This window comes from Paraburkholderia sp. GAS38, assembly GCF_050434965.1.
Taxonomy (GTDB): Bacteria; Pseudomonadota; Gammaproteobacteria; order Burkholderiales; family Burkholderiaceae; genus Paraburkholderia; species Paraburkholderia phenazinium_A.
This window is the reverse complement of the sequence record NZ_JBNDJO010000005.1, coordinates 467659-487772: the sequence shown is the minus strand read 5'-3', so window position 1 is coordinate 487772 and position 20114 is coordinate 467659. Positions and strand designations below refer to the sequence as shown.

The window sequence follows — 20114 nt, the reverse complement described above, 5'->3', positions numbered from 1 at the left end:
ACGCTCGTGAAAAGATGGTACAAACCGTTCTAAATTGATGGTGACATTTATGCTCAACTGGGATGACGAGATCACTGCCGTAACTCCCTCGAGCGCTACGCAACTGAACGAGTTGCGCAACGCTTCGGGAACGGCTGTCGGTACGCAAGTCGGAACGCGTCCCGCTCTTCACGCTCCCTCGGCTCAGGAAATCTTCGTGAACGACATCGCTGTCGCTCCCGTCGCCGCCCGTGCCGCTACCCAATCTGCCGCTCAAGGAACCGCTGCCGCACCGGCCGCCGTCTCCGAAGCGCGCGTGAATGTCGCCGACAAGCGCATCATCAACGGCCAGACTGACGTCAATCAGCTGGTGCCGTTCAAGTACAAGTGGGCGTGGGAGAAGTATCTGTCCGGTTGCGCGAACCACTGGATGCCGCAGGAAATCAACATGTCCCGCGACATCGCCCTGTGGAAAGACCCGAACGGGCTGACCGAAGACGAGCGCCGCATCGTCAAGCGCAACCTCGGCTTCTTCGTCACGGCAGACTCGCTCGCCGCCAACAACATCGTGCTGGGCACCTACCGCCATATCACGGCGCCCGAATGCCGCCAGTATCTGCTGCGCCAGGCGTTCGAAGAGGCGATCCACACGCACGCTTACCAGTACATCGTCGAATCGCTGGGCCTCGACGAAGGCGAAATCTTCAACGCGTACCACGAGGTTTCCTCGATCCGCGCGAAAGACGAATTCCTGATTCCGTTCATCCACCCGCTGACCGACCCGGCCTTCAAGACCGGCACGCTCGAGACAGACCAGACGCTGCTGCGCTCGCTGATCGTGTTCGCCTGTGTGATGGAAGGGCTGTTCTTCTACGTCGGCTTCACCCAGATTCTGGCGCTTGGCCGCCAGAACAAGATGACGGGCGCCGCGGAACAGTACCAATACATCCTGCGCGACGAGTCGATGCACTGCAATTTCGGCATCGACCTGATCAACCAGATCAAACTCGAAAACCCGCACTTGTGGACGGCTGAGTTCCGCGCGGAAATCCGCGAAATCTTCAAGCAAGCGGTCGACCTCGAATATCGTTACGCAGAAGACACGATGCCGCGCGGGGTGCTCGGCCTCAATGCGTCGATGTTCAAGAGCTATCTGCGCTTCATCTGCAACCGCCGTTGCCAGCAGATCGGTCTCGATCCGCTGTACCCGAACGAGGAAAACCCGTTCCCGTGGATGAGCGAGATGATCGACCTGAAGAAGGAACGCAACTTCTTCGAGACGCGCGTAATCGAATATCAGACTGGCGGCGCACTGTCCTGGGAATGACCGGGCGCGTCGCAGACGACTCATCGATGGGGATGCCGCCGGCAAGGGCCGCGGCAGTTATGGTTAGGAGCAGAACCGCCTGATGCAAAGCGTGCCCGGTGCCTTAGCGGCCCACAAACATGACAGGCACTTTGCGAACCCTTCAGTGGGATGGGCAAACTTCCCCCCGGAAAAAGCCGCTGGCCCGATGGCCGGCGGTTCGATCAAACGATTGCCGGCGTCGAGATCCGACGCTGACTGGACTTGGCGCGCGGTGCCCGATGGCACGGCGCGCCTTACCGTATTCATTAGCGTAAGCGCGCAGCACCTGCGTACGCCGATGAATAGCCCGCTTCGTAGCGCCCGCCTTGAGAAGCGTCCGCGGGAAGCGGGTTTTGACGAAGGGTGTAGTTTGAACTGACTCTCATCTGAAAACCTGAAGGAGAAAATGATGGCAACTGCAAAAAAAGCCGCCGCTAAGAAAGTCGCTGTGAAGAAGGTTGCAGCGAAGAAGGCAGCACCGGCAAAGAAAGTCGCTGCGAAGAAAGTGGCAGTGAAGAAGGTCGCAGCAAAGAAAGTCGCTGTGAAGAAGGTTGCAGCGAAGAAGGCTGCGCCGGCTAAGAAGGTCGCAGCGAAGAAGGTTGCAGCCAAGAAAGTCGCAGTGAAGAAGGTTGCAGCGAAGAAGGCTGCACCGGCCAAGAAGGCAGCTGCGAAGAAAGTTGCAGTGAAGAAGGTTGCAGCGAAGAAGGTTGCCAAGAAGGCAGCACCGGCGAAGAAGGCCGCTGCCAAGAAGGCGCCTGCGAAGAAGGCTGCCAAGGCTCCTGCTGCGAAGAAGGCCGCCAAGGCCCCTGCGAAGAAGGCTGCCAAGGTCCCCGCTGCGCCTGCCAAGAAGGCCGCTGCTCCGAAGAAGGCTGTTGCGAAGAAGGCTGCTCCGGCACCTGCCGCTCCCGCTGCAACGAGCGCAGCACCGGCAGCTACGGTGAAGACCGCGTTGAACCCGGCTGCAGCATGGCCGTTCCCGACCGGCAGCCGTCCGTAATTCGCTGACGAGTCGTTAGGCACATCTCGATGTGTCCGATGATTGAGTAGCCCGTCAGTCTCGCTGCTCAATCACCGTCCCGTCGCTGGGTTTCCGGCGGCGGGATTTTTTTTGCCTGCAGCGTTTGCTCAGGACGAAAAAAACGCATGCGCAGTGAAGGGCATGCGTGTGAGACTGCCGCTGCGCCGACCTGCGGCGCAAAGCGGCTCAGGGGAACAGCTAGTGCGTAACGCGGGTCACGCCGCCGCTCGACAGCAGCCGCACGCGGTCGCCGGCCTGGAAGATCTCGCCGGTTGCGCTTTGAGTGATGGCGCGGATGTCGCCGTTGTCGAGGCGCACCGTGATCTCGATACCGTCGCGCATCGCGACGCCGTTTTCGACCGCATTGCCGGCCACTGCACCGGCGATACCGCCGATGATGCCTGTGACGATCGAGCCACGCCCGCCGCCGATTGCGCTGCCGGCCACTGCGCCCAGGGCGCCGCCGCCGATCGCACCGAGGCCGCTCGGCTGGCCGTTGTTCGAACTGATCTTCACGGCCCGCACGCTGTCGACGGTGCCCATGCGGACCGTTTCTTCGCGCTGCGCTTGCGACGCCGTATAGACGTCCGCCGAGCTGCTGTTATACGCACATCCCGACATAGCCAGCGAACCGACCAGCACAGCAGCTACTACCAGGCGACTTGTTGTTTTCATTCCCTCACTCCAAATTAGCGCTACGGCATTACGACAGGTCGTATCCAAACGCCTGCTTGAACCGTTCGTTGATCTCCGCCCGGGTGGGCGCGTAGTTTTGCGGCCCCTGATGTTCGATCTTGAGCGCGCCCATCAGGCTCGCGAGGCGGCCGGTGGTAGCCCAGCCAAGCTGCTTCTCGATGCCGTAGAGCAGGCCGCCGCGGAAGGCGTCGCCGCAACCGGTGGGGTCGAGCACCTGCCTGGCGGTGACGGCGGGGATGGTTTCCATGCCGCCTGCATGGTGGATTTGCGCCCCATGCTCGCCGAGCGTAATGATCAGTGCATCGACGCGGCTCGCGATTTCTTCGATGGACCAGCCGGTCTTGTCGCTCACCAGTTTGGCTTCGTAATCGTTGACAGCTACGTAAGTGGCAAGTTCAATCATGCGGCGCAGCGTCGCGCCGTCGAACAGCGGCAGACCCTGGCCCGGATCGAAGACGAACGGCACGCCGGCGGCGGCAAGTCGTTCGGAGTGCTGCGTCATGGCGTCGTAGCCGTCCGGTCCCACGATGGCGAGCGTGATGTCTTTCGCCTCGTCTGCGTGGTTCAGGTGTGCCTGCATCATCGCGCCGGGGTGGAAGGCGGTGATCTGGTTGTTTTCCAGATCCGTGGTGATCATCGCCTGCGCGGAGTAGGTGTCCGCCAGCACGAGGACGTGCTCGCGCGAGATGCCGAGCTGGTCGAAGCGGTCCAGATAGAGCTGCGCGTCGACTGCGCCGAGCGCGCCCATGATGCGCGCGTCGCCGCCGAGCAGGTGCAGCGAGTAGCCCATGTTGCCCGCGCAGCCGCCGAACTCGCGGCGCATCGTCGGCACAAGAAAGCTCACGTTGAGGATATGGACCTGCTCGGGCAGGATGTGCTCCCGAAAGCGGCCCTCAAAGGTCATGATGTTGTCGTAGGCGAGCGAGCCGCAAATCAGCGTAGCCAAGATGAGTGGTCCTGTAGAAATCCGAGTGGATAAGAACTTAACAAAGGTAAAGCACCGGACGACGTAAAAGCGCCGCGCACACGGCGCGGCGCAGTGACGGCCGAGGGTTGCTTACTTCAGCGCGGCAAGCGCTGCGTCGTAGTTCGGCTCGTTCTTGATTTCGCCGACGAGTTCGGCGTGAACCACCTTGTCGTTTTCGTCGATAACGACCACGGCACGTGCCGTCAGGCCCGTCAGCGGGCCGCTCGTGACGTCCACGCCGTAGGCCTGGGCGAACTCATGGCCGCGGAAGGTCGAAGCGGTCAGGACGTTTTCAATGCCTTCGGTGGTGCAGAAGCGCGAGGCCGCGAACGGCAGGTCGCCCGAGACTACGATCACCGCGGTGTTCGACAGCTTGCCGGCCGCTTCGTTGAACTTGCGGGTCGAGGTGGCGCAGGTCGGGGTGTCGAGGCTCGGCACGATGTTCAGCACTTTGCGCTTGCCGGCGAAGTCGGCGAGCGTGACCGGCTTGAGATCCTTGCCGACCAGCGAAAACGCGGCTGCCTTCTGGCCCACGGTCGGGAACGTGCCGGCTACTTCGATCGGGTTGCCACCCAGCGTGACTTGACTCATGTTGTGCTCCGAAAATGTGTCAGGGATTGACGGTGAACGCGCCCGAGGTGCCATGGGCGCGCAAAAAGCTGCAGCTTGTGTTCAGGGATAAAAAATCTGTACGCGGAAATTCGAGGCGACTGCGTTGCCGGTGTCGAGATGCACGATCATGGTCTCCGTCGTGCGCGCCGCGAGACCCGCTGCGATCGGCGTGCCGGGTTTGACGTAGTCCTGCGGCCATAGCACGCGGCGTACGGCGACATTGTTCTGGTCGTCGAGCAGCGTGAGTTCGATGGCCGGATACGCTAGCGCGACGTTATAGCGGTTGCGCAGCGGCATCTTCAGTTCGAGTTTGTGCGGGCCGTCGATCTGCCGCAGGTCGGACGGTTCGACCTGCAGACCGTCGATGTCGTGCGGCGGCATGACGCTGCAGCCGATCTGCGCACAGGCCTGCGCATAGAGCGTTTGCGACTGCGGCCAGTCCACCATGATGGTCTCGCGCTGCCACCAGGCGAGCTGGGCGAGCAGGCCGACCAGCAGAATGAGCGCGACCAGCACGCCGACGATGCGCCAGCCGAGGCGGCGCGGCGGGGCCGCGCGGGTTTCGCGGACCACCGGGAACGGATCGGCTTCGTCTTCGGGCGGATTGACGGCGAAGGGTGTCGCTGCGGCTGCCGTGCCGAAATGCGGTTCGTGGTCCGGGGCACTGCGCAACGTCGCCGCTGCGGCGTGTGCGTCTTGCAGCGCCGGTTCGTCTTCGAGCGGCTCCGGTTCTGGTTCCGGCTCCGGCTCTGCCGCAAAAACCGGTTCGCGATGCGCGGCGTGGTCTTCGATGCTGGCCGTCGGCAATTCGGGTTCGTCGGCGTGCCGCGGCGTGACCGCGACGCTCGCGGCAACCGGCGCGAGCGGCAGATTGGTGGCGTTGTGCAGCAGCCGGTTGTCGATGGCGGCGTCGGGCGCCGGCGCCCACGGATTCCACGCCTCGGCGCTGAAATCCGGCATCTTCGGCGTGGCATGCGTGCCCGCGATCAGCGCGGCGACGGCTGCGGGGGAAACGGGGGAGGCTGTGGCGAAGTCGGCGCCCTCGGCGGTTTCGTACAGACTGCTCGAGGCGTCGAAGACTTCCTGGCAATGCCCGCAGCGCACCAGGCCACGGCGCAGCGCGAGCTGCGCCGGATCGAGCCGGAAGACCGTTTCGCAGAAAGGACAGCGCGTCGCCAGGAGCATATTGAGCCGATTGGCCGCAGGGCCGTTAGTTGGACAATACGTCTTATTCTAATGGCTTTCCCGACGCGTTCCCGTCAGGCATACCCAACCTTCGTGTTCACGCCATACGGCGATGTCGATCCACTGTTGATAAACCCGCGCCACTTCGTCGGCCTGGCGGGCGAGGATGCCCGACAGCGCAAGCCGTCCGCCCGGCTTGACCTTGGACGACAGCATCGACGCCATCAGCTTGAGCGGATTGGACAGAATGTTGGCGACGACGATATCGAACTCGCCGGCCGGGCAGTCTTCGGGCAGGCCATAGGTGACCTCGGCCCGGTTGCGCTCGCTGTTATGGCGAGCCGATTCGACCGCTTGCGGATCGATGTCGATCCCGTAGACGGGGTTCGCGCCGCACTTCTTCGCGAGGATCGCGAGGATGCCGGAGCCGCAACCGTAGTCGAGCACCGACTGGTTCGCCGCAACCGACTGTTCCAGCCACTCCATGCACAGGCGCGTGGTGGGATGGCTGCCGGTGCCGAAGGCGAGCCCCGGGTCCAGCTCCAGCACCAGGGCGTCAGGGTCCGGCGCATCGTGCCAGGACGGCACGACCCAGATGCGCTCGCCGATCGGAATCGGATCGAACTGCGATTGCGTGAGCCGCACCCAGTCCTGTTCTTCGACGACGCGCGTGCTGAACGTGGGCGCAGGATTCAAGCCCAGTTCGTTCGCGGCCGCCGTCAGCAGGACAGCAGGGTCGTGCTCCGGCGCCAGCAGCGCGATCACGCGCGAGCGTTGCCAGGCCGTGCGATCGGGCGTGAGACCGGGTTCGCCGAAGAGCGGCTGCTCGTCGGGCGTATCGGCGTCAGCATCCTCCACCGACACGGACAAGGCGCCCAGCTCGAGCAGCGCGTCGGACAACTCCTCCGCGTGCTCGCGAGCCAGCTCGACGATCAGTTCCCGGTAACTCATGGCTTACGCTTCTTCCGGTGCGGCCTGCTGCTTCGCGGCCAGCCGGTTTTCGAGGTAGTGAATGCTGGTGCCGCCCTCGACGAACTTCGCGTCGAGCATCAGCTCGCGGTGCAGCGGGATGTTGGTCTGAATGCCTTCCACCACCATTTCCGACAGCGCGATGCGCATCCGCTTGATGGCCTGCTCGCGGGTTGCGCCGTAAGCGATCAGCTTGCCGATCATCGAATCGTAGTTCGGCGGGACGAAATAGCCGTTGTACGCATGCGAATCGACGCGGATGCCAGGGCCGCCCGGCATATGCCACGACGTCAGGCGTCCCGGCGACGGAGTGAACTTGAACGGATCTTCAGCGTTGATCCGGCATTCGATGGCGTGACCCTTGAACACGATGTCGCGCTGGCGGAAGGCGAGCTTTTCGCCGGCCGCGATGCGGATCTGTTCCTGCACGATGTCGACGCCGGTAATCAGTTCGGTCACCGGATGTTCGACCTGCACGCGCGTGTTCATTTCGATGAAGTAGAACTCGCCGTTTTCGTACAGGAACTCGAACGTACCCGCGCCAAGATAGCCCATCTTCTTGCAGGCGTCCGCGCAACGGTCGCCGATGCGGTCGATCAGGCGGCGTGCAATACCCGGCGCCGGCGCCTCTTCGATCACCTTCTGGTGACGGCGCTGCATCGAGCAGTCGCGCTCGCCCAGCCAGATTGCGTTGCGGAACGAGTCGGCCAGAATCTGGATTTCGATGTGCCGCGGGTTCTCCAGGAATTTCTCCATGTAGACCTGCGGGTTGCCGAAGGCACGGCCGGCTTCTTCGCGCGTCATGTTGACCGCGTTGACGAGCGCCGCTTCCGTGTGGACCACGCGCATGCCGCGGCCACCGCCGCCGCCGGCGGCCTTGATGATGACCGGATAGCCGACCTGGCGGGCAATTTTCACGATCTCTTTCGGATCGTCGGGCAACGCGCCTTCAGAACCCGGCACGCACGGCACGCCGGTCTTGATCATGGTCTGCTTGGCGGTCACCTTATCGCCCATCATCCGGATCGTTTCCGGGCGCGGGCCGATGAAGGTGAAGCCGGACTGCTCGACGCGTTCGGCGAAGTCCGCGTTCTCGGAGAGGAAACCGTAGCCGGGGTGAATCGCTTCGGCGTCGGTGACTTCCGCCGCGCTGATCAGCGCGGGCATGTTCAGGTAGCTCAGGTTGGAAGGCGCCGGGCCGATACAGACGGCCTCGTCGGCGAGCTTCACATACTTGGCTTCCTTGTCGGCTTCGGAATAGACGACGACCGTCTTGACGCCGAGCTCACGGCACGCGCGCTGGATACGGAGCGCGATCTCGCCGCGATTGGCAATAAGAATTTTTTCAAACATAGCGGATTTTCGACTCATCAATGGGCGCCGCGGACGGCCGCCTCAGAGGATCGGTCGCGCACCCCAATCCAACAGGTGCGCGGACGGCAAACGCAAAGCGTGCCGCGTTAGCCGACCACGAACAGCGGCTGGCCGTATTCGACGGCCTGCCCGTTGTCGACGAGGATTTCCTTGACCACGCCGGACTTGTCCGACTCGATTTCGTTGAGCAGCTTCATCGCTTCGATGATGCAGATCGTCTGGCCTTCCTTGACCGTGTCGCCCACCTGGACGAACGGCTCGGCGCCCGGCGACGGCGCACGATAGAACGTGCCGACCATCGGCGAGGTCACCACGTGACCTTGCGGCGCCACCGCGGCAGGCGTTGCCGGCGCGGCGGCCGGGGCTTCTGCGGGCGCACCCGCAACCGGCGCCGGTGCGGCGTACTGCGGAGCGTAGGACGCGGACGGCTGGACGTAAACCGGCGGCGCATTCTTGACGATGCGGACCTTGCCTTCGCCTTCGGTGACTTCCAGTTCCGAAATACCGGACTCGGAGACGAGGTCGATCAGAGTCTTCAGTTTACGTAGATCCATTGGGCATCCCCTTTCAATGCGTGAAGTGCCGGCGGCGCTGCCTGCCGGCCCAGAATAGGTGTGTTGGAATCAGCCGCGTTGCGAGCCGGCGGCGAGCCGGTCGAGCGCGAATTCGAGTGCGTAAAGATATCCCTTCCAGCCGAGGCCGCAAATGACGCCCTCTGCCTGGTCGGAGAAATACGAGTGATGCCGGAACGGTTCGCGACGATGCACGTTCGACAGATGAATCTCGACGAACGGGATGCCGACCCCCGCCAGTGCGTCCCGGACCGCCACGCTGGTGTGCGTGTACGCCGCGGGATTGATCAGAATGAAATCGGTTTTCTCTAGCCGTGCGGACTGGATGCGATCGACCAGCGCCCCCTCGTGGTTGCTCTGGAACGACGCGAGCTCGACGCCGGCGTCCGCTGCGCGGTCGGCCAGCGCCTGATCGATCTGCGGCAGCGTCACGCGACCGTAGACCTCAGGTTCCCGGGTGCCGAGAAGATTGAGGTTGGGGCCGTGCAGTACCAGCAGTCGCGTCATGGTCGCTTCTATTTCCGTGGAATTGGGCGCACTTTAGCGCTGATTAGAGAAACTTGTCTAGTTTCCCGCGCAGCAGGATTGATTCCGGCGGCTTTCGGCGAACTTGCCGGATGCGCATCTTCTCGCAATTTTAGGCAATTTGCGCGCAATCCGGCCCGTTCCGACCACAATTAAAGCTTAGGCGAATGTTAAGTTTACAGGGCGTCGAGCGTCTGTTTCAGCTCTTTCGGCTGGATTTGCCCTAATTTTGTCGACCGAACGTTGCCTTTTGCGTCGATGACGACGGTAAACGGCAGGCCGCCCGCATTATTGCCGAACGCGCGGGCGAGGTCCGCGCCGCCAAAACCGATCACGTAGACCGGGTAGTCGACCGGCACTTTTTGCAGGAAGGCCTTCACGTTCTTGTCCGAATCGACGCCAAGTCCGACGAACTCGATGCCTTTCTTCGCGTATTCGCGATGCAGCTGCGCGAGCGACGGCATTTCCTCGACGCACGGTCCGCACCAGGACGCCCAGAAATTGATCACCACCGGGTGCCCTTTAAGCAGCGCGAGCGACTGCGGCTTGCCGTCGGCATTGGTGACGGGGGCGGCCCACAACTGCGCGACGGCGCCTTGCGGCTGCGGTTGCGCGGCTTGCGCGACATCGACGCCGCTTGCGTTCAGCAGGCCGCGTCCGGCGAAGATGCCGACGCCGGCTGCCAGAATCGCGACGAACCCACTGGCCAGAATCCGCTTGCTCTTCATTGTTGTCCGATCAATTGTTGGGAGTGGGCACGCGGCTCTCGTCGAGCAACGCCTGCACAGCTTGCGCGCTTGCCCGCGCATGGCGGCCGCGGGCGTCGGCGCGCACGGCGCCACGCAAGTCGTCGGTGCCGTACAGCGCGACGTGGATGCCGACCGGATCGGCGCCTTGCGCCTCGCGCTCCGGGCGCCACAGGAAACTCAGCGTCTCCACATAGCCGCGGCCTGCAAAGTGACGGGTCTCCGACACGTCGTATTGCACGTTGGCATTGAGGAAGTAGATGGCGACGTCTTTCGGGTTGTCGCAGAAAGCCTGCAGATACACGTCCGAATGATCGCCCGCCGTGCCGTTCAGTACTGCGCCGGTCAGATACGGGTTGAACGGGGCGAGCCGCTGCATCCAGTCGAGCGCGACGCCGCGCAGGCGGCGCAGGACGACCGGCTGGCTGTCGCCCTGGAAGAGCGACTGGTACTCGCGGATTTCTTCCTCGATCTGGTCGTTATCCGGCAGCCATTCGCCGGCCACGCGGGTTTCCCCGACGACTTGCCGCGCAGCTTTGCGCTTGGCCGTCGAGTAGTCCAGACCGTCCTCGGCGATCATCCGCGCAGCGGCGATGGCGATTTCCTCGCGCACCCGCTGCGGATCGAAATGTGATTTGCGAACCATCTCACAATCATACTAGAGAATGAAGGCGGGCCTTTTGAGGCCTCCCAGGGTCCCGGCGGGCTGCGGCACAGGGCCTCGGCGTAGGGCGATCGAAGGGGCGTCGGTTACAATAGCGTCCTTTGCGGACGGACCTTTTCGGCCCCTCCCGCGCACTTCCTCCTACGCAAAAAGTACGCCCGCGCGGCACCACAGGCTTATGCATATTCACATCCTCGGCATCTGCGGCACGTTCATGGGCGGTCTCGCGGTCCTCGCGCGCGGGGCCGGGCACACGGTCACCGGCTGCGACGCCGGCGTCTATCCGCCCATGAGCACGCAGCTCGAGGCACAAGGCATTCGTCTTATAGAGGGTTACGGCGCGGAGCAGCTCGATCTGAACCCCGATCTGTTTGTGATCGGCAATGTGGTGTCGCGCGGCAATCCTCTGATGGAAGCGATCCTGGACCGCGGACTGCCGTATGTGTCCGGTCCGCAATGGCTCGGCGAGCATGTGCTGAACGGCAAGTGGGTGCTGGCGGTGGCCGGCACGCACGGCAAGACCACCACCAGTTCGATGCTCACCTGGCTGCTCGAAGACGCGGGGCTGAATCCGGGCTTTCTGATCGGCGGCGTGCCGCTGAACTTTGGTGTTTCGGCGCGGCTGACCGATTCGAGCTTCTTTGTGATCGAAGCGGACGAGTACGACACGGCCTTCTTCGACAAGCGCTCGAAGTTCGTCCACTACCGCCCGCGCACGGCGCTTCTGAACAACCTCGAGTTCGATCACGCCGACATTTTCCCCGATCTCGCCGCTATCGAGACGCAGTTCCACCATCTGGTCCGCACCGTGCCGGGCATTGGGCGGATCGTCACGAACGGGCGCGAGGATGCGCTCGAGCGGGTGCTGTCGCGCGGCTGCTGGAGCGAGGTGGAGCGCTTCGGCGTGCAGGGCGGCTGGCAGGCGCTGCCGGCGGAAGACGGCGTGCCGGTCGACGAGCGCTTTGCGGTGTATCACAACGGGGCGCGCGTGGGTGTCGTCGACTGGCAGGTGCAGGGCGAGCACAACCGCATGAACGCGATCGCGGCGATCGCCGCGGCGCGCAGTGTCGGCGTGCCGCCCGCGCAGGCCGCGCAGTCGCTCACGAGCTTTCGCAATGTGAAGCGCCGCATGGAAGTGCGCGGCAGCGTCGACGGCGTGACGGTCTACGACGACTTCGCGCACCATCCCACCGCCATCGAAACGACGGTTGCCGGTCTGCGCACGCGGGTCGGTCGCGAACGTACGCGGATTCTCGCCGTGCTGGAGCCGCGCTCGAACACCATGAAGCTGGGCGTGATGAAGGCGCAATTGCCGGCCAGCCTCGCGGACGCGGACCTCGTGTTCGGCTATGGCGCGCCCACCGGACGCGACGCGCTGGGCTGGGATCTCGGCGAAGCGCTGGCGCCGCTCGGCGACAAGGCCCACGCCTTCGACAATCTCGACGCGCTCGTCAAAGCGGTCGTGGCGGCGGCGCAGCCGGGCGACCAGGTGCTGGTGATGAGCAACGGCGGCTTTGGCGGGGTCCATCAGAAGCTGCTCGATGCGCTCTCGGCGCGGCCGGCGGTTGAGGCGCATCCGCATCCGCATTCATCCGCACGGGGCGAGGCGTGATCCTCTATCTGCACGGCTTCCGCTCCTCGCCGAATTCGTTCAAGGCGCGCGTGATGGCGGCGCGCCTGGCCGCGCTGGGCCGCGGTGCCGAATGGTGCTGCCCGATGCTGCCGGTGTCGCCGCTCGAGACCGTCGCGCTGGCCGAATCGCTGGTCGCGGCGGCAGCGCCGCAGCGGGTGACCGTGGTGGGCAGTTCGCTCGGCGGCTATTTCGCCACCCATCTGGCTGAAAAGCACGGCTGGTCGGCGGTGCTGCTGAATCCGGCGGTCGTGCCGCAACGCGATCTCAGTCAGTACCTCGGCGAGCAGCCGCTTTGGCACGGCGGCGGCAGCATCGTCGTCGAGCCGCATCATCTGGACGAATTGCGGGCACTTGGGGTCGCATCGATCACGCGGCCCGAACGCTATTATTTGATGGCGGCCACCGGCGACGAAGTGCTCGATTACCGCGAAATGCTCGCCCACTATCCGGGCGCCCGCACCACGCTGATTGAAGGCAGCGACCACGCAATCAGCGAGTTCGAGCAGTACGTCGACGACGTGCTGGCCTTTTGCGACGCAGAGGATCTGGAACCGCCGGCGCCACGCGCGGCAGCCTGATTCATTGATTCATGCCGCCGGCGCCCAGCAAGAGCGCGGCGGGCCTACCACCACGAACACGTTGCCGACGCGCGGGCCGGATTCCACCGCCAGGCGCCGCGGCAGATGCAAGTCAGAACGAGAGTATTGAGTGAACGTTTTCTTTGAGGAATCGGGCAGTTTCAAGGCGGGCAGCGTGCTGTCGCGCCAGGGCGACGCGTTTCAGGTCGAGCTGCCGGGCGGCCGGCGCGCGAAGGTGCGCGCCAAAGACGTGCTGATCGAATTCGAGAAGCCGAGCGCCGGCGATCTGATCCAGCAGGCGGACGCCGCCGCGCAGGAAATCGATCTGGATTTCCTGTGGGAATGCGCCCCTGACGATGAATTCCCGTTTGCCACGCTGGGCGCGGACTATTTCGGTGCGTCGTTCGGTCCGGTGGAACGCGCCGCGTTGGTGCTGCGCATGCACAGCGCGCCGGTCTACTTCCGCCGCAAAGGGCGCGGCCAGTATCAGCGCGCGCCGCAAGAGCAACTGAAGATGGCGCTCGCCGGCCTCGAACGCAAACGCCAGCAAGGTTTGGTGCAGGCGGAGTACGAGGAAGAGCTGAAAGCGGGCCGGCTGCCGGAGGCGTTGGCCGGTAAGGCGCTGGGTCTGTTGACCAAACCGGACAAGAACACCATCGAATACAAGGCGCTCGAAGCCGCAGCGGCCGCGCGCGGCATTTCGCAGGCGCGTCTGATGCTCGAGTGCGGCGGCATTCCGTCGGCGCGCGCGCTGCATGAAGCGCGCTTTCTGTCGGAATTCTTCCCGCACGGTACCGGCTTTGCGGCCGTGACGGTCGGTGCGTTGCCGGAGGATCTGCCGGACGCTAACGTCGAAGCGTTCTCGATCGACGACGTGACCACCACCGAAATCGACGATGCGTTTTCGGTCGAGCACCTCGCCGACGGCCGCGTGCGGATCGGCGTGCATATCGCGGCGCCGGCGCTGGGGATTACGCCTGGCGACGCGATCGACGCGATTGCCCGCACGCGCCTGTCGACGGTCTACATGCCCGGCGACAAGATCACCATGCTGCCGGACAGCGTCGTCGAAGCGTTCACGCTCGCTGAAGGCGGCATGCGTCCGGCGTTGTCGCTGTACGTGATCGTCAATCGCGAGACTCAGGAAATCGTCGCCAGCGAAACACGCGCCGAGCGGGTGTTCGTGAAGAACAACCTGCGGCACAACACGCTGGACGAACTCGTCACTGAAGAGGCGCTCGCCGCCGGCAGCGGCGAATATCCACACAAGGACGATATCGCGGTGTTGTGGCCGTTCGCCCTCGCGCTGTTCGAGAAGCGCCAGCAGGCGCGGGCAGGCTACGGTCTGCGCCGCGAAGTGCAGCGCAATACGGACTTCAATTTCTACGTCGACGGCGAGCACATCACCATCACGCCGCGCCGCCGCGGTTCGCCGCTCGACACGATCGTCGCCGAACTGGCGATTCTCGCCAACTCGTCGTGGGGCGCGTTCCTGCATGACCATGGTGTGCCGGGCATCTACCGTTCGCAGCGGGCCTTCGGTGCGCCGACCGGGCCGAAGCGCACGCGCATGCAAACCAACGCCGCGCCGCACGAAGGCCTGGGTGTGGCGCAGTACGCGTGGAGCACCTCGCCGCTGCGCCGCTACGTCGACCTTGTGAATCAATGGCAACTGCTCGCTTGCGTGCAACACGGCGTGACTGCCAAGCTGGCCGCGCCGTTCAAGCCGAAGGACGCCGATCTGTTCGCCGTCGTGCAAGGCTTCGACGACACCTACTCGGCCTACGCCGACCACCAGCGCCGCATGGAGTACTTCTGGTGCCTGCGCTGGTTGAAGCAGGAGAACCGGAAGCAGGTGGTGGCGAGCGTGGTGAAGGATGACCTCGTTCGGCTGGAAGAGATTCCGTTGCTGCTGCATGTGCCGGCGCTGGGCGTCCATGCGCGCGGCACGCGTTTGCTGATGGAAGTGATGTCGATTGATGAGCTGACCGTGGAAGCATCCGTGCGGAAGCTGCATGTACTCGACGCGCCGACGGTCACGAGCGGCGCCGAAGCCGAAGAGGCTGACGAAGCCGACGAGGGCGAAGAAGAACTGCTGGACGCCGCGGACGATTCTGCGCAGAGCGAAGCGGAAGCTGAGGCTGAGGCCGGCACTGAGGCTAATGCGTCTGGTGAATCCGGTGCGGAGGAAAACGGCAACGGTCGGGAAGGTGAAGACGCGCCGGCTGGTCAGCATGTGGCGGAGCCGGGACAATGAGTCAGACCAACCGGTCCACCGTAGAGTCCGCAGCGCAGTCCGCCGTACAGGCAGGCACGCAGGCAACGGGCGAGGCGACTTCGGTTGCCGGCTCGCGAGACCGCTATGCGGTGGTCGGCAATCCGGTCGGGCATAGCAAATCGCCGTTCATTCACGCGCGCTTTGCCGAGCAAACCGGCGAGCCGATCGACTATACGCATCTGCTGGCGCCCGTCGACGCCTTCGTGCCGCAGGTTCGCGCGTTTATCGAGGGCGGTGGGCGTGGACTGAACGTCACCGTGCCGTTCAAACTGGAGGCGCATGCGCTGGCCACGCAGTTGTCGCCGCGTGCGGCGGCGGCGGGCGCGGTGAACACCTTGCGCTTCGAGGTTGGTGAGATCTACGGCGACAATACGGACGGCTTTGGCCTCGTGCGCGATATCGAAGTGAATCTGGCCACGCCGCTCGAGGGCGCTCGCATTCTGCTGCTGGGCGCGGGCGGTGCCGCGCGCGGCGTGGTGCTGCCGATGCTGGAGCGCGCGCCGCACACGCTGACGATCGTCAACCGGACCGCAGCGAAAGCGAGTGAGCTGGTGAGCCAGTTCGGCGAGGCGGCGCGCTCAGCCGGCTGCCGGCTGAGCGGCGGCAGCGCGGCGGCTATCGAGCCGGGTGCTTACGACGTCATCATCAATGCAACTGCCGGCAGTCTTGATGCCGCGTTGCCTGAGTGCGACGACGGCGCGTTCGGCAGCGGCACGCTCGCCTACGACATGATGTACGGCGCGCAGCCGACCGTTTTCATGCAGCACGCGCAAGCGCTGGGCGCGCGGGCGGCGGACGGTTTGGGGATGCTGGTCGAGCAGGCGGCCGAGTCGTTTTACCTCTGGCGCGGCGTGCGTCCTGAAGGCGCACCGGTGCTGGCTGAACTGCGTCGGATGCTGGCCGCGCCGAGCGTGACCTGACAGAAAAGTGAAGACTCGACGACGAGCGGGTGAAAGCTGCTGCGTCGCTTGAGTTTGCGGACGTCCGCGTATGCGCTCGGGCCGACTGACGCGCCTGGCGTTGCCGATTCCATCGAAACGAGGAGCCTGACCACGATGACGCGAGCGAGGCGAGCAGGCCGGCCGGGACCGACCCGCTGGATTCTTTACGTTGGCGCGGTGGTTGCGATAGCCTGGTTCGCGACGCAGGTGTTCTACTTCGTGCAGATTGGCATCTGGAACTACGTGAATCCGCAGTCGACGGCGTTCATGCGCTCGGACGCATGGACGCTTTCGCAGGACCGGCCTGATCTGTCGATCCAGCACACATGGGTGCCGTACGAGCAGATTTCGCGCAATCTGAAGCGCGCGATCATCGCCTCCGAGGACGCGAACTTCGTTAACAACAACGGATTCGAGACTGAGGCCATCCTGCAGGCGTGGGAGAAAAATAAGGCGCGCGGCAAGATCGTTCGGGGTGGTTCGACGATCACCCAGCAACTGGCGCGCAATCTGTTTCTATCGCGGGATAAAAGTTATATCCGCAAGGGGCAGGAGGTCATCATCACGTGGATGCTTGATACCTTGATGGACAAGGAGCGGATCTACGAGATTTATCTCAACTCGGTCGAGTGGGGTAATGGGGTTTATGGCGCGCAGGCGGCGGCGAACTATTACTACAAGACGACGGCTGCGAAGCTGAGCGTGGGGCAGTCGGCGCGGCTGGCGGTGATGTTGCCGAGGCCTAAGTATTTTGATGAGCATCGGGGTTCGCCGTATCTCGCGCAACGCGCGGGGGTGATCGCTCATCGGATGGGGGCGGCTGAGTTGCCGGAGTGAGGGGTTTTTGCCTGCGGCGCTTTGGTTTTGTCGTTGTTCCTGCGGTGTTGGCCTTTTCTTGCTTTGTTAGTGGTCTATTGGCGTTGCCTCTGGCTGTATTCCTGCGGTGTTGGCCTTTCCTTGCTTTGTTATCGGTCTATTAGCGATGCCCCTGTGCGGGGCGGCACTTACTTTCTTTGCCGCCGCAAAGAAAGTAAGCAAAGAAAGCGGGCTGCAACCGCTAGCCCGTAGTGAGACATCTCTGTACTCGACGGGGAACGGCCCAAGACGAGAGCCGCTCTCGCGCCGCCCACATTAGTGACAAGGCTGTCATCCGTTCCAGCGTTGCGCTGCGCGCCCCGCCGTCGGGTATGGCGCCTTCTGCGATTTCGGTAGGATATCTAATGTTATTTGCCTGTGCTGCTTGCGCCGGCGGGCTCCGCTTTCCCTGGCAGACCCATCCGCGACGCACGTAGTGCGGAGTGGGGTGGATGAGTCCTTTGTCACGAAGGTGGGTGGTGCGAGGGCGGGTCTTGTCTTCGGACCACTCCGGTTTTGCAAAAGATGTGGACACCTAAGAGCTAGCGGTGTGAGCCCGCTTTCTTTGCTTACTTTCTTTGCGGCGGCAAAGAAAGTAAGTGCCGCCCCGCACAGGGGCGAAGCTAATAGACCACTAACAAATCAAGGAAAGGCCAACCCCGCAGAAATACAGCCAAAGGCAACGCCAACAGACCGACAGGAAAGCAAGGAAAAGCCAACCCCGCAGGAACAACGACAAAACCAAGGCGCCGCAGGCAACCCCAAAAACCGCGCGCAAAGCGCCACATCCCAATATATGAATCCAACACTCACATATTGGAGATTTCAAAAAAACCGCCCTACAATCCGAAACACCAAGCCCGCAAGGCACTGCAGCAAAGCCCGCAAAACCGCGAGCCAAGCCGCCGCCAGCGAGGCAAAAAAAGGCCACACCCCCCGCACACACCGTGCGGCCGGCGCGGACCAAACGATCGGAGACAACCAGCCATGCCCATCACCGTCAGGCAGGAACCACGCAGTTGCCGTGTTCCGTCCCGTTTCTCCGGCCGCCAGTCCGGCCCCGCGCGGTAATACCCCAACCAATCGCCCAATCGCCATGAACAAAGCGATGTCCTCTCACGCCGCCGGGTCCGATGCAGGTTCCGAAGCCGCGCCCCAACCGCGCGCCCGCACGCTGAACGGCGCTTCGGGCTCATCCAGGCCCGTCGACGAAATCGCGCTGCCGAGTACCCTGCTCGACATCACGCCGCAGCAAGCCGGCACGCAGACGCTCTTGCGCGGCCTCGCGATTCTCGAAGCGGCCGCCGCCGGCGTGCGCGATCTGCGCACCTTCGGCGCCGCGCTCGGCACCACCCGCAGCACCACTCACCGGCTGGTCAGCAGTCTCGTGCAGGCGCGCTACCTGCGTCAGGTGCAGGGCGGCTATCTGCTCGGTCCGAAGCTGATCGAACTCGGCACCATCGCGCTCGAACAGATGCCGCTTACCGCCGTGGCGCGGCCGCATCTCGAGTCGCTCGCCGAACAGACGCTCGATACGATCCACCTCGGCGTGCGCGACGGCGACGACGTGCTCTACATCGACAAGATCCCCGGCACGCGCGGCCTGGAAATGCGTTCGCGTGTGGGTCACCGCATGCCGCTCGCGTCCACCGGCATCGGCAAGGCGATGATGCTCGACCTCACGCCCGATGCCTGGCAGTCGCTGTTCGACGCATCGCGTCGCGCGCTGGCCGGCGTCAGCTTCAAGCCCGATAACCGCCCCGACCTGCCGACCTTCATGCAGCGCATGACGACCTATTCGGCCGGCGGCTACACGTTCGACCTCGAAGAAAACGAAGCCTCGATCCGCTGCGTGGCGGCGCCCGTGCGCGACGCGTCGGGCGCGATCGTCGCGGCGCTGTCGGTGGCGAGCACGATTCCGTATATGTCCCTCGAGCGGATGGACGAACTGATCCCCGTCGTGCAGCGCGAAGCGCGCGCCATCTCGGAGGAACTCGGCTGGCGTGTGCCGCAGCCGGCGACACGCAGGATCAAACGATGACGCAAGCGGGTTCTCCCATGCAGGCTCATGTCCCGAACGTCGGAGACGGCGCGAGTGCCATCGCGACATCGAAAACGCGCGCCGTCAGCCTCGATCAGGCCGCGCTGGTTGCGCTCGACTGGGGCACGACGTCCTTGCGTGCCTATCTGTTCGACGCAGCGGGCAACGTGCTGGACACGCGCGAATCGACCGCCGGCATCATGAATCTGCCGCGCCCTGCCGAAGAGGGCGGCTTCGATGCGGCCTTCGAAGCCGCGTGCGGCGCCTGGCTCGAGCGCGCACCCGGCGTGCCGGTGATCGCAGCAGGGATGGTCGGTAGTGCTCAGGGTTGGCTCGAAGCGCCGTACGTGGATGCGCCGGCGAGTGCCGACGCGCTGGTCGCCGGCATCGTGCGCGTGCAGACCGCTAGCGGTGTCGCGCTGCATATCGTGCCAGGCGTACTGCAGCGCGGCGAATTGCCGAACGTGATGCGCGGCGAAGAAACGCAGATTTTCGGCGCGCTCGGCGATGGCCCTGCAGCGACGGACGGTGGGCAGTACGAGCTCATTGGCCTGCCCGGCACGCACGCGAAATGGGTGGTGGTGCGCGGCGGCAGGATCGAGCGCTTTCATACGTTCATGACCGGCGAGATTTTCGCGGCGTTGCGCGAGCATACGATTCTCGGCCGCACGATGGTCGCGCCGGATCGTCTGGATACCGAGGCATTTTTGCGCGGCGTGAATATCGCGCGGCAAAAAGGTGAGGCGGGTCCGCTCGCCACCGTATTCAGCACGCGCACGCTTGGACTCACCGGACAGCTTGGCGGCCAGCAGCAGCCCGACTATCTGTCGGGCCTGCTGATCGGCCACGAACTGGCCGGCCTCGACGCCGTCCTCGCGCAGCAGCAGACCGGCCTCGCCGGGCACGCGCTGCGCCTGATCGGCAATGAAGCGTTGTGCGAGCGTTACCAGCTCGCGCTGAGCCAGTTCGGCTGTACCGAGGCGCCGCTGGTCAAGCAAGCCACCGAACGCGGCCTGTGGCGCATCGCGACGCAGGCAGGCCTGGTGGCGCCGGCAGCGGCGCAAGCGGCAACCTCCGCGGCGACACTCGCAGCCACGCCGGCGCCCGGCGCCGCGCGTGCCAGCTAAGGCGCC

At 64.2% G+C, this 20114-nt stretch carries 20 protein-coding genes; 10 read left to right on the top strand and 10 right to left on the bottom strand.

Annotated elements, in window-relative coordinates; translation table 11 throughout:
- Positions 1 to 49 precede the first annotated feature (49 nt).
- The 3 genes from P3T42_RS15560 (at position 50) to P3T42_RS15550 (ending at position 2324) form a co-directional block, all read left to right on the top strand.
- Positions 50 to 1306: a ribonucleotide-diphosphate reductase subunit beta gene (locus tag P3T42_RS15560; RefSeq protein WP_429306526.1), complete on the top strand. Its 1257-nt coding sequence runs from the start codon at positions 50 to 52 to the stop codon at positions 1304 to 1306.
- 82 nt (positions 1307 to 1388) lie between these two features.
- On the top strand, positions 1389 to 1706 hold the full coding sequence (locus P3T42_RS15555) for a hypothetical protein (protein ID WP_074302575.1): 318 nt from the start codon (positions 1389 to 1391) through the stop codon (positions 1704 to 1706).
- A 30-nt stretch (positions 1707 to 1736) separates the two neighbouring features.
- Positions 1737 to 2324, top strand: a complete 588-nt coding sequence (locus tag P3T42_RS15550) for a histone H1-like DNA-binding protein (RefSeq protein WP_074302573.1) — start codon at positions 1737 to 1739, stop codon at positions 2322 to 2324.
- A gap of 219 nt (positions 2325 to 2543) precedes the next feature.
- Here P3T42_RS15550 and P3T42_RS15545 read toward each other — a convergent pair whose 3' ends face one another.
- The 10 genes from P3T42_RS15545 to P3T42_RS15500 form a co-directional block, all read right to left on the bottom strand.
- Positions 2544 to 3020, bottom strand: coding sequence for a glycine zipper 2TM domain-containing protein (locus P3T42_RS15545; protein ID WP_074302571.1), 477 nt, complete (start codon positions 3018 to 3020; stop codon positions 2544 to 2546).
- A gap of 28 nt (positions 3021 to 3048) precedes the next feature.
- Positions 3049 to 3987, bottom strand: coding sequence for a carbohydrate kinase family protein (locus P3T42_RS15540; RefSeq protein WP_074302569.1), 939 nt, complete (start codon positions 3985 to 3987; stop codon positions 3049 to 3051).
- 111 nt (positions 3988 to 4098) lie between these two features.
- Positions 4099 to 4599, bottom strand: coding sequence for a thiol peroxidase (gene tpx, locus P3T42_RS15535; RefSeq protein ID WP_074302567.1), 501 nt, complete (start codon positions 4597 to 4599; stop codon positions 4099 to 4101).
- A gap of 81 nt (positions 4600 to 4680) precedes the next feature.
- Entirely contained in the window at positions 4681 to 5805 is a 1125-nt protein-coding gene (locus P3T42_RS15530) for a zinc-ribbon and DUF3426 domain-containing protein (protein ID WP_429306525.1), read from the bottom strand.
- Positions 5806 to 5853: 48 nt separating this feature from the next.
- On the bottom strand, positions 5854 to 6756 hold the full coding sequence (prmA, locus tag P3T42_RS15525; RefSeq protein WP_074302564.1) for a 50S ribosomal protein L11 methyltransferase: 903 nt from the start codon (positions 6754 to 6756) through the stop codon (positions 5854 to 5856).
- 3 nt (positions 6757 to 6759) lie between these two features.
- Entirely contained in the window at positions 6760 to 8127 is a 1368-nt protein-coding gene (gene accC, locus P3T42_RS15520; protein WP_074302562.1) for an acetyl-CoA carboxylase biotin carboxylase subunit, read from the bottom strand.
- Between the two features lie 107 nt (positions 8128 to 8234).
- Positions 8235 to 8702, bottom strand: coding sequence for an acetyl-CoA carboxylase biotin carboxyl carrier protein (gene accB / locus P3T42_RS15515; protein WP_074302560.1), 468 nt, complete (start codon positions 8700 to 8702; stop codon positions 8235 to 8237).
- A 69-nt stretch (positions 8703 to 8771) separates the two neighbouring features.
- Positions 8772 to 9227: a type II 3-dehydroquinate dehydratase gene (gene aroQ / locus P3T42_RS15510; RefSeq protein ID WP_074302558.1), complete on the bottom strand. Its 456-nt coding sequence runs from the start codon at positions 9225 to 9227 to the stop codon at positions 8772 to 8774.
- Between the two features lie 194 nt (positions 9228 to 9421).
- Positions 9422 to 9973 carry a TlpA family protein disulfide reductase gene (locus P3T42_RS15505; protein WP_074302555.1) on the bottom strand — a complete coding sequence of 184 codons (552 nt, stop codon included), beginning with the start codon at positions 9971 to 9973 and terminating at the stop codon, positions 9422 to 9424.
- Between the two features lie 10 nt (positions 9974 to 9983).
- Positions 9984 to 10637: a UDP-N-acetylmuramate--alanine ligase gene (locus P3T42_RS15500; protein ID WP_074302553.1), complete on the bottom strand. Its 654-nt coding sequence runs from the start codon at positions 10635 to 10637 to the stop codon at positions 9984 to 9986.
- 196 nt (positions 10638 to 10833) lie between these two features.
- Here P3T42_RS15500 and mpl point away from each other — a divergent pair, with 196 nt between their 5' ends.
- The 7 genes from mpl (at position 10834) to P3T42_RS15465 (ending at position 20108) form a co-directional block, all read left to right on the top strand.
- The gene (gene mpl / locus P3T42_RS15495) at positions 10834 to 12267 is read left to right on the top strand and encodes a UDP-N-acetylmuramate:L-alanyl-gamma-D-glutamyl-meso-diaminopimelate ligase (RefSeq protein ID WP_429306524.1); all 1434 of its coding nucleotides are present in this window, start codon (positions 10834 to 10836) and stop codon (positions 12265 to 12267) included.
- The gene (locus tag P3T42_RS15490) at positions 12264 to 12866 is read left to right on the top strand and encodes a YqiA/YcfP family alpha/beta fold hydrolase (protein ID WP_429306523.1); all 603 of its coding nucleotides are present in this window, start codon (positions 12264 to 12266) and stop codon (positions 12864 to 12866) included. The genes mpl and P3T42_RS15490 overlap by 4 nt, the downstream gene beginning before the upstream one ends.
- 130 nt (positions 12867 to 12996) lie before the next feature.
- Positions 12997 to 15123: a ribonuclease catalytic domain-containing protein gene (locus tag P3T42_RS15485; protein WP_429306522.1), complete on the top strand. Its 2127-nt coding sequence runs from the start codon at positions 12997 to 12999 to the stop codon at positions 15121 to 15123.
- Positions 15120 to 16064 (top strand): shikimate dehydrogenase, encoded by a 945-nt coding sequence (aroE, locus tag P3T42_RS15480; RefSeq protein ID WP_429306521.1) that lies wholly within the window; start codon positions 15120 to 15122, stop codon positions 16062 to 16064. The genes P3T42_RS15485 and aroE overlap by 4 nt, the downstream gene beginning before the upstream one ends.
- 135 nt (positions 16065 to 16199) lie before the next feature.
- Complete coding sequence (mtgA, locus tag P3T42_RS15475; protein WP_074302545.1) at positions 16200 to 16922, top strand: monofunctional biosynthetic peptidoglycan transglycosylase; 723 nt, start codon at positions 16200 to 16202, stop codon at positions 16920 to 16922.
- Between the two features lie 1114 nt (positions 16923 to 18036).
- Positions 18037 to 18981 (top strand): IclR family transcriptional regulator, encoded by a 945-nt coding sequence (locus P3T42_RS15470; protein ID WP_429306520.1) that lies wholly within the window; start codon positions 18037 to 18039, stop codon positions 18979 to 18981.
- Positions 18978 to 20108 (top strand): 2-dehydro-3-deoxygalactonokinase, encoded by a 1131-nt coding sequence (locus P3T42_RS15465; RefSeq protein WP_429306519.1) that lies wholly within the window; start codon positions 18978 to 18980, stop codon positions 20106 to 20108. The genes P3T42_RS15470 and P3T42_RS15465 overlap by 4 nt, the downstream gene beginning before the upstream one ends.
- Positions 20109 to 20114: the final 6 nt, after the last annotated feature.

Coding starts and splice junctions, on each gene's coding strand:
- accC (WP_074302562.1), bottom strand. CDS start 8,127: ATGTTTGAAAAAATTCTTATTGCCAATCGCGGCGAGATCGCGCTCCGT.
- mpl (WP_429306524.1), top strand. CDS start 10,834: ATGCATATTCACATCCTCGGCATCTGCGGCACGTTCATGGGCGGTCTC.
- P3T42_RS15470 (WP_429306520.1), top strand. CDS start 18,037: ATGAACAAAGCGATGTCCTCTCACGCCGCCGGGTCCGATGCAGGTTCC.
- aroE (WP_429306521.1), top strand. CDS start 15,120: ATGAGTCAGACCAACCGGTCCACCGTAGAGTCCGCAGCGCAGTCCGCC.
- P3T42_RS15545 (WP_074302571.1), bottom strand. CDS start 3,020: ATGAAAACAACAAGTCGCCTGGTAGTAGCTGCTGTGCTGGTCGGTTCG.
- mtgA (WP_074302545.1), top strand. CDS start 16,200: ATGACGCGAGCGAGGCGAGCAGGCCGGCCGGGACCGACCCGCTGGATT.
- P3T42_RS15505 (WP_074302555.1), bottom strand. CDS start 9,973: ATGAAGAGCAAGCGGATTCTGGCCAGTGGGTTCGTCGCGATTCTGGCA.
- P3T42_RS15500 (WP_074302553.1), bottom strand. CDS start 10,637: ATGGTTCGCAAATCACATTTCGATCCGCAGCGGGTGCGCGAGGAAATC.
- P3T42_RS15550 (WP_074302573.1), top strand. CDS start 1,737: ATGGCAACTGCAAAAAAAGCCGCCGCTAAGAAAGTCGCTGTGAAGAAG.
- accB (WP_074302560.1), bottom strand. CDS start 8,702: ATGGATCTACGTAAACTGAAGACTCTGATCGACCTCGTCTCCGAGTCC.
- P3T42_RS15530 (WP_429306525.1), bottom strand. CDS start 5,805: ATGCTCCTGGCGACGCGCTGTCCTTTCTGCGAAACGGTCTTCCGGCTC.
- P3T42_RS15560 (WP_429306526.1), top strand. CDS start 50: ATGCTCAACTGGGATGACGAGATCACTGCCGTAACTCCCTCGAGCGCT.
- tpx (WP_074302567.1), bottom strand. CDS start 4,599: ATGAGTCAAGTCACGCTGGGTGGCAACCCGATCGAAGTAGCCGGCACG.
- P3T42_RS15465 (WP_429306519.1), top strand. CDS start 18,978: ATGACGCAAGCGGGTTCTCCCATGCAGGCTCATGTCCCGAACGTCGGA.
- aroQ (WP_074302558.1), bottom strand. CDS start 9,227: ATGACGCGACTGCTGGTACTGCACGGCCCCAACCTCAATCTTCTCGGC.
- prmA (WP_074302564.1), bottom strand. CDS start 6,756: ATGAGTTACCGGGAACTGATCGTCGAGCTGGCTCGCGAGCACGCGGAG.
- P3T42_RS15555 (WP_074302575.1), top strand. CDS start 1,389: ATGCAAAGCGTGCCCGGTGCCTTAGCGGCCCACAAACATGACAGGCAC.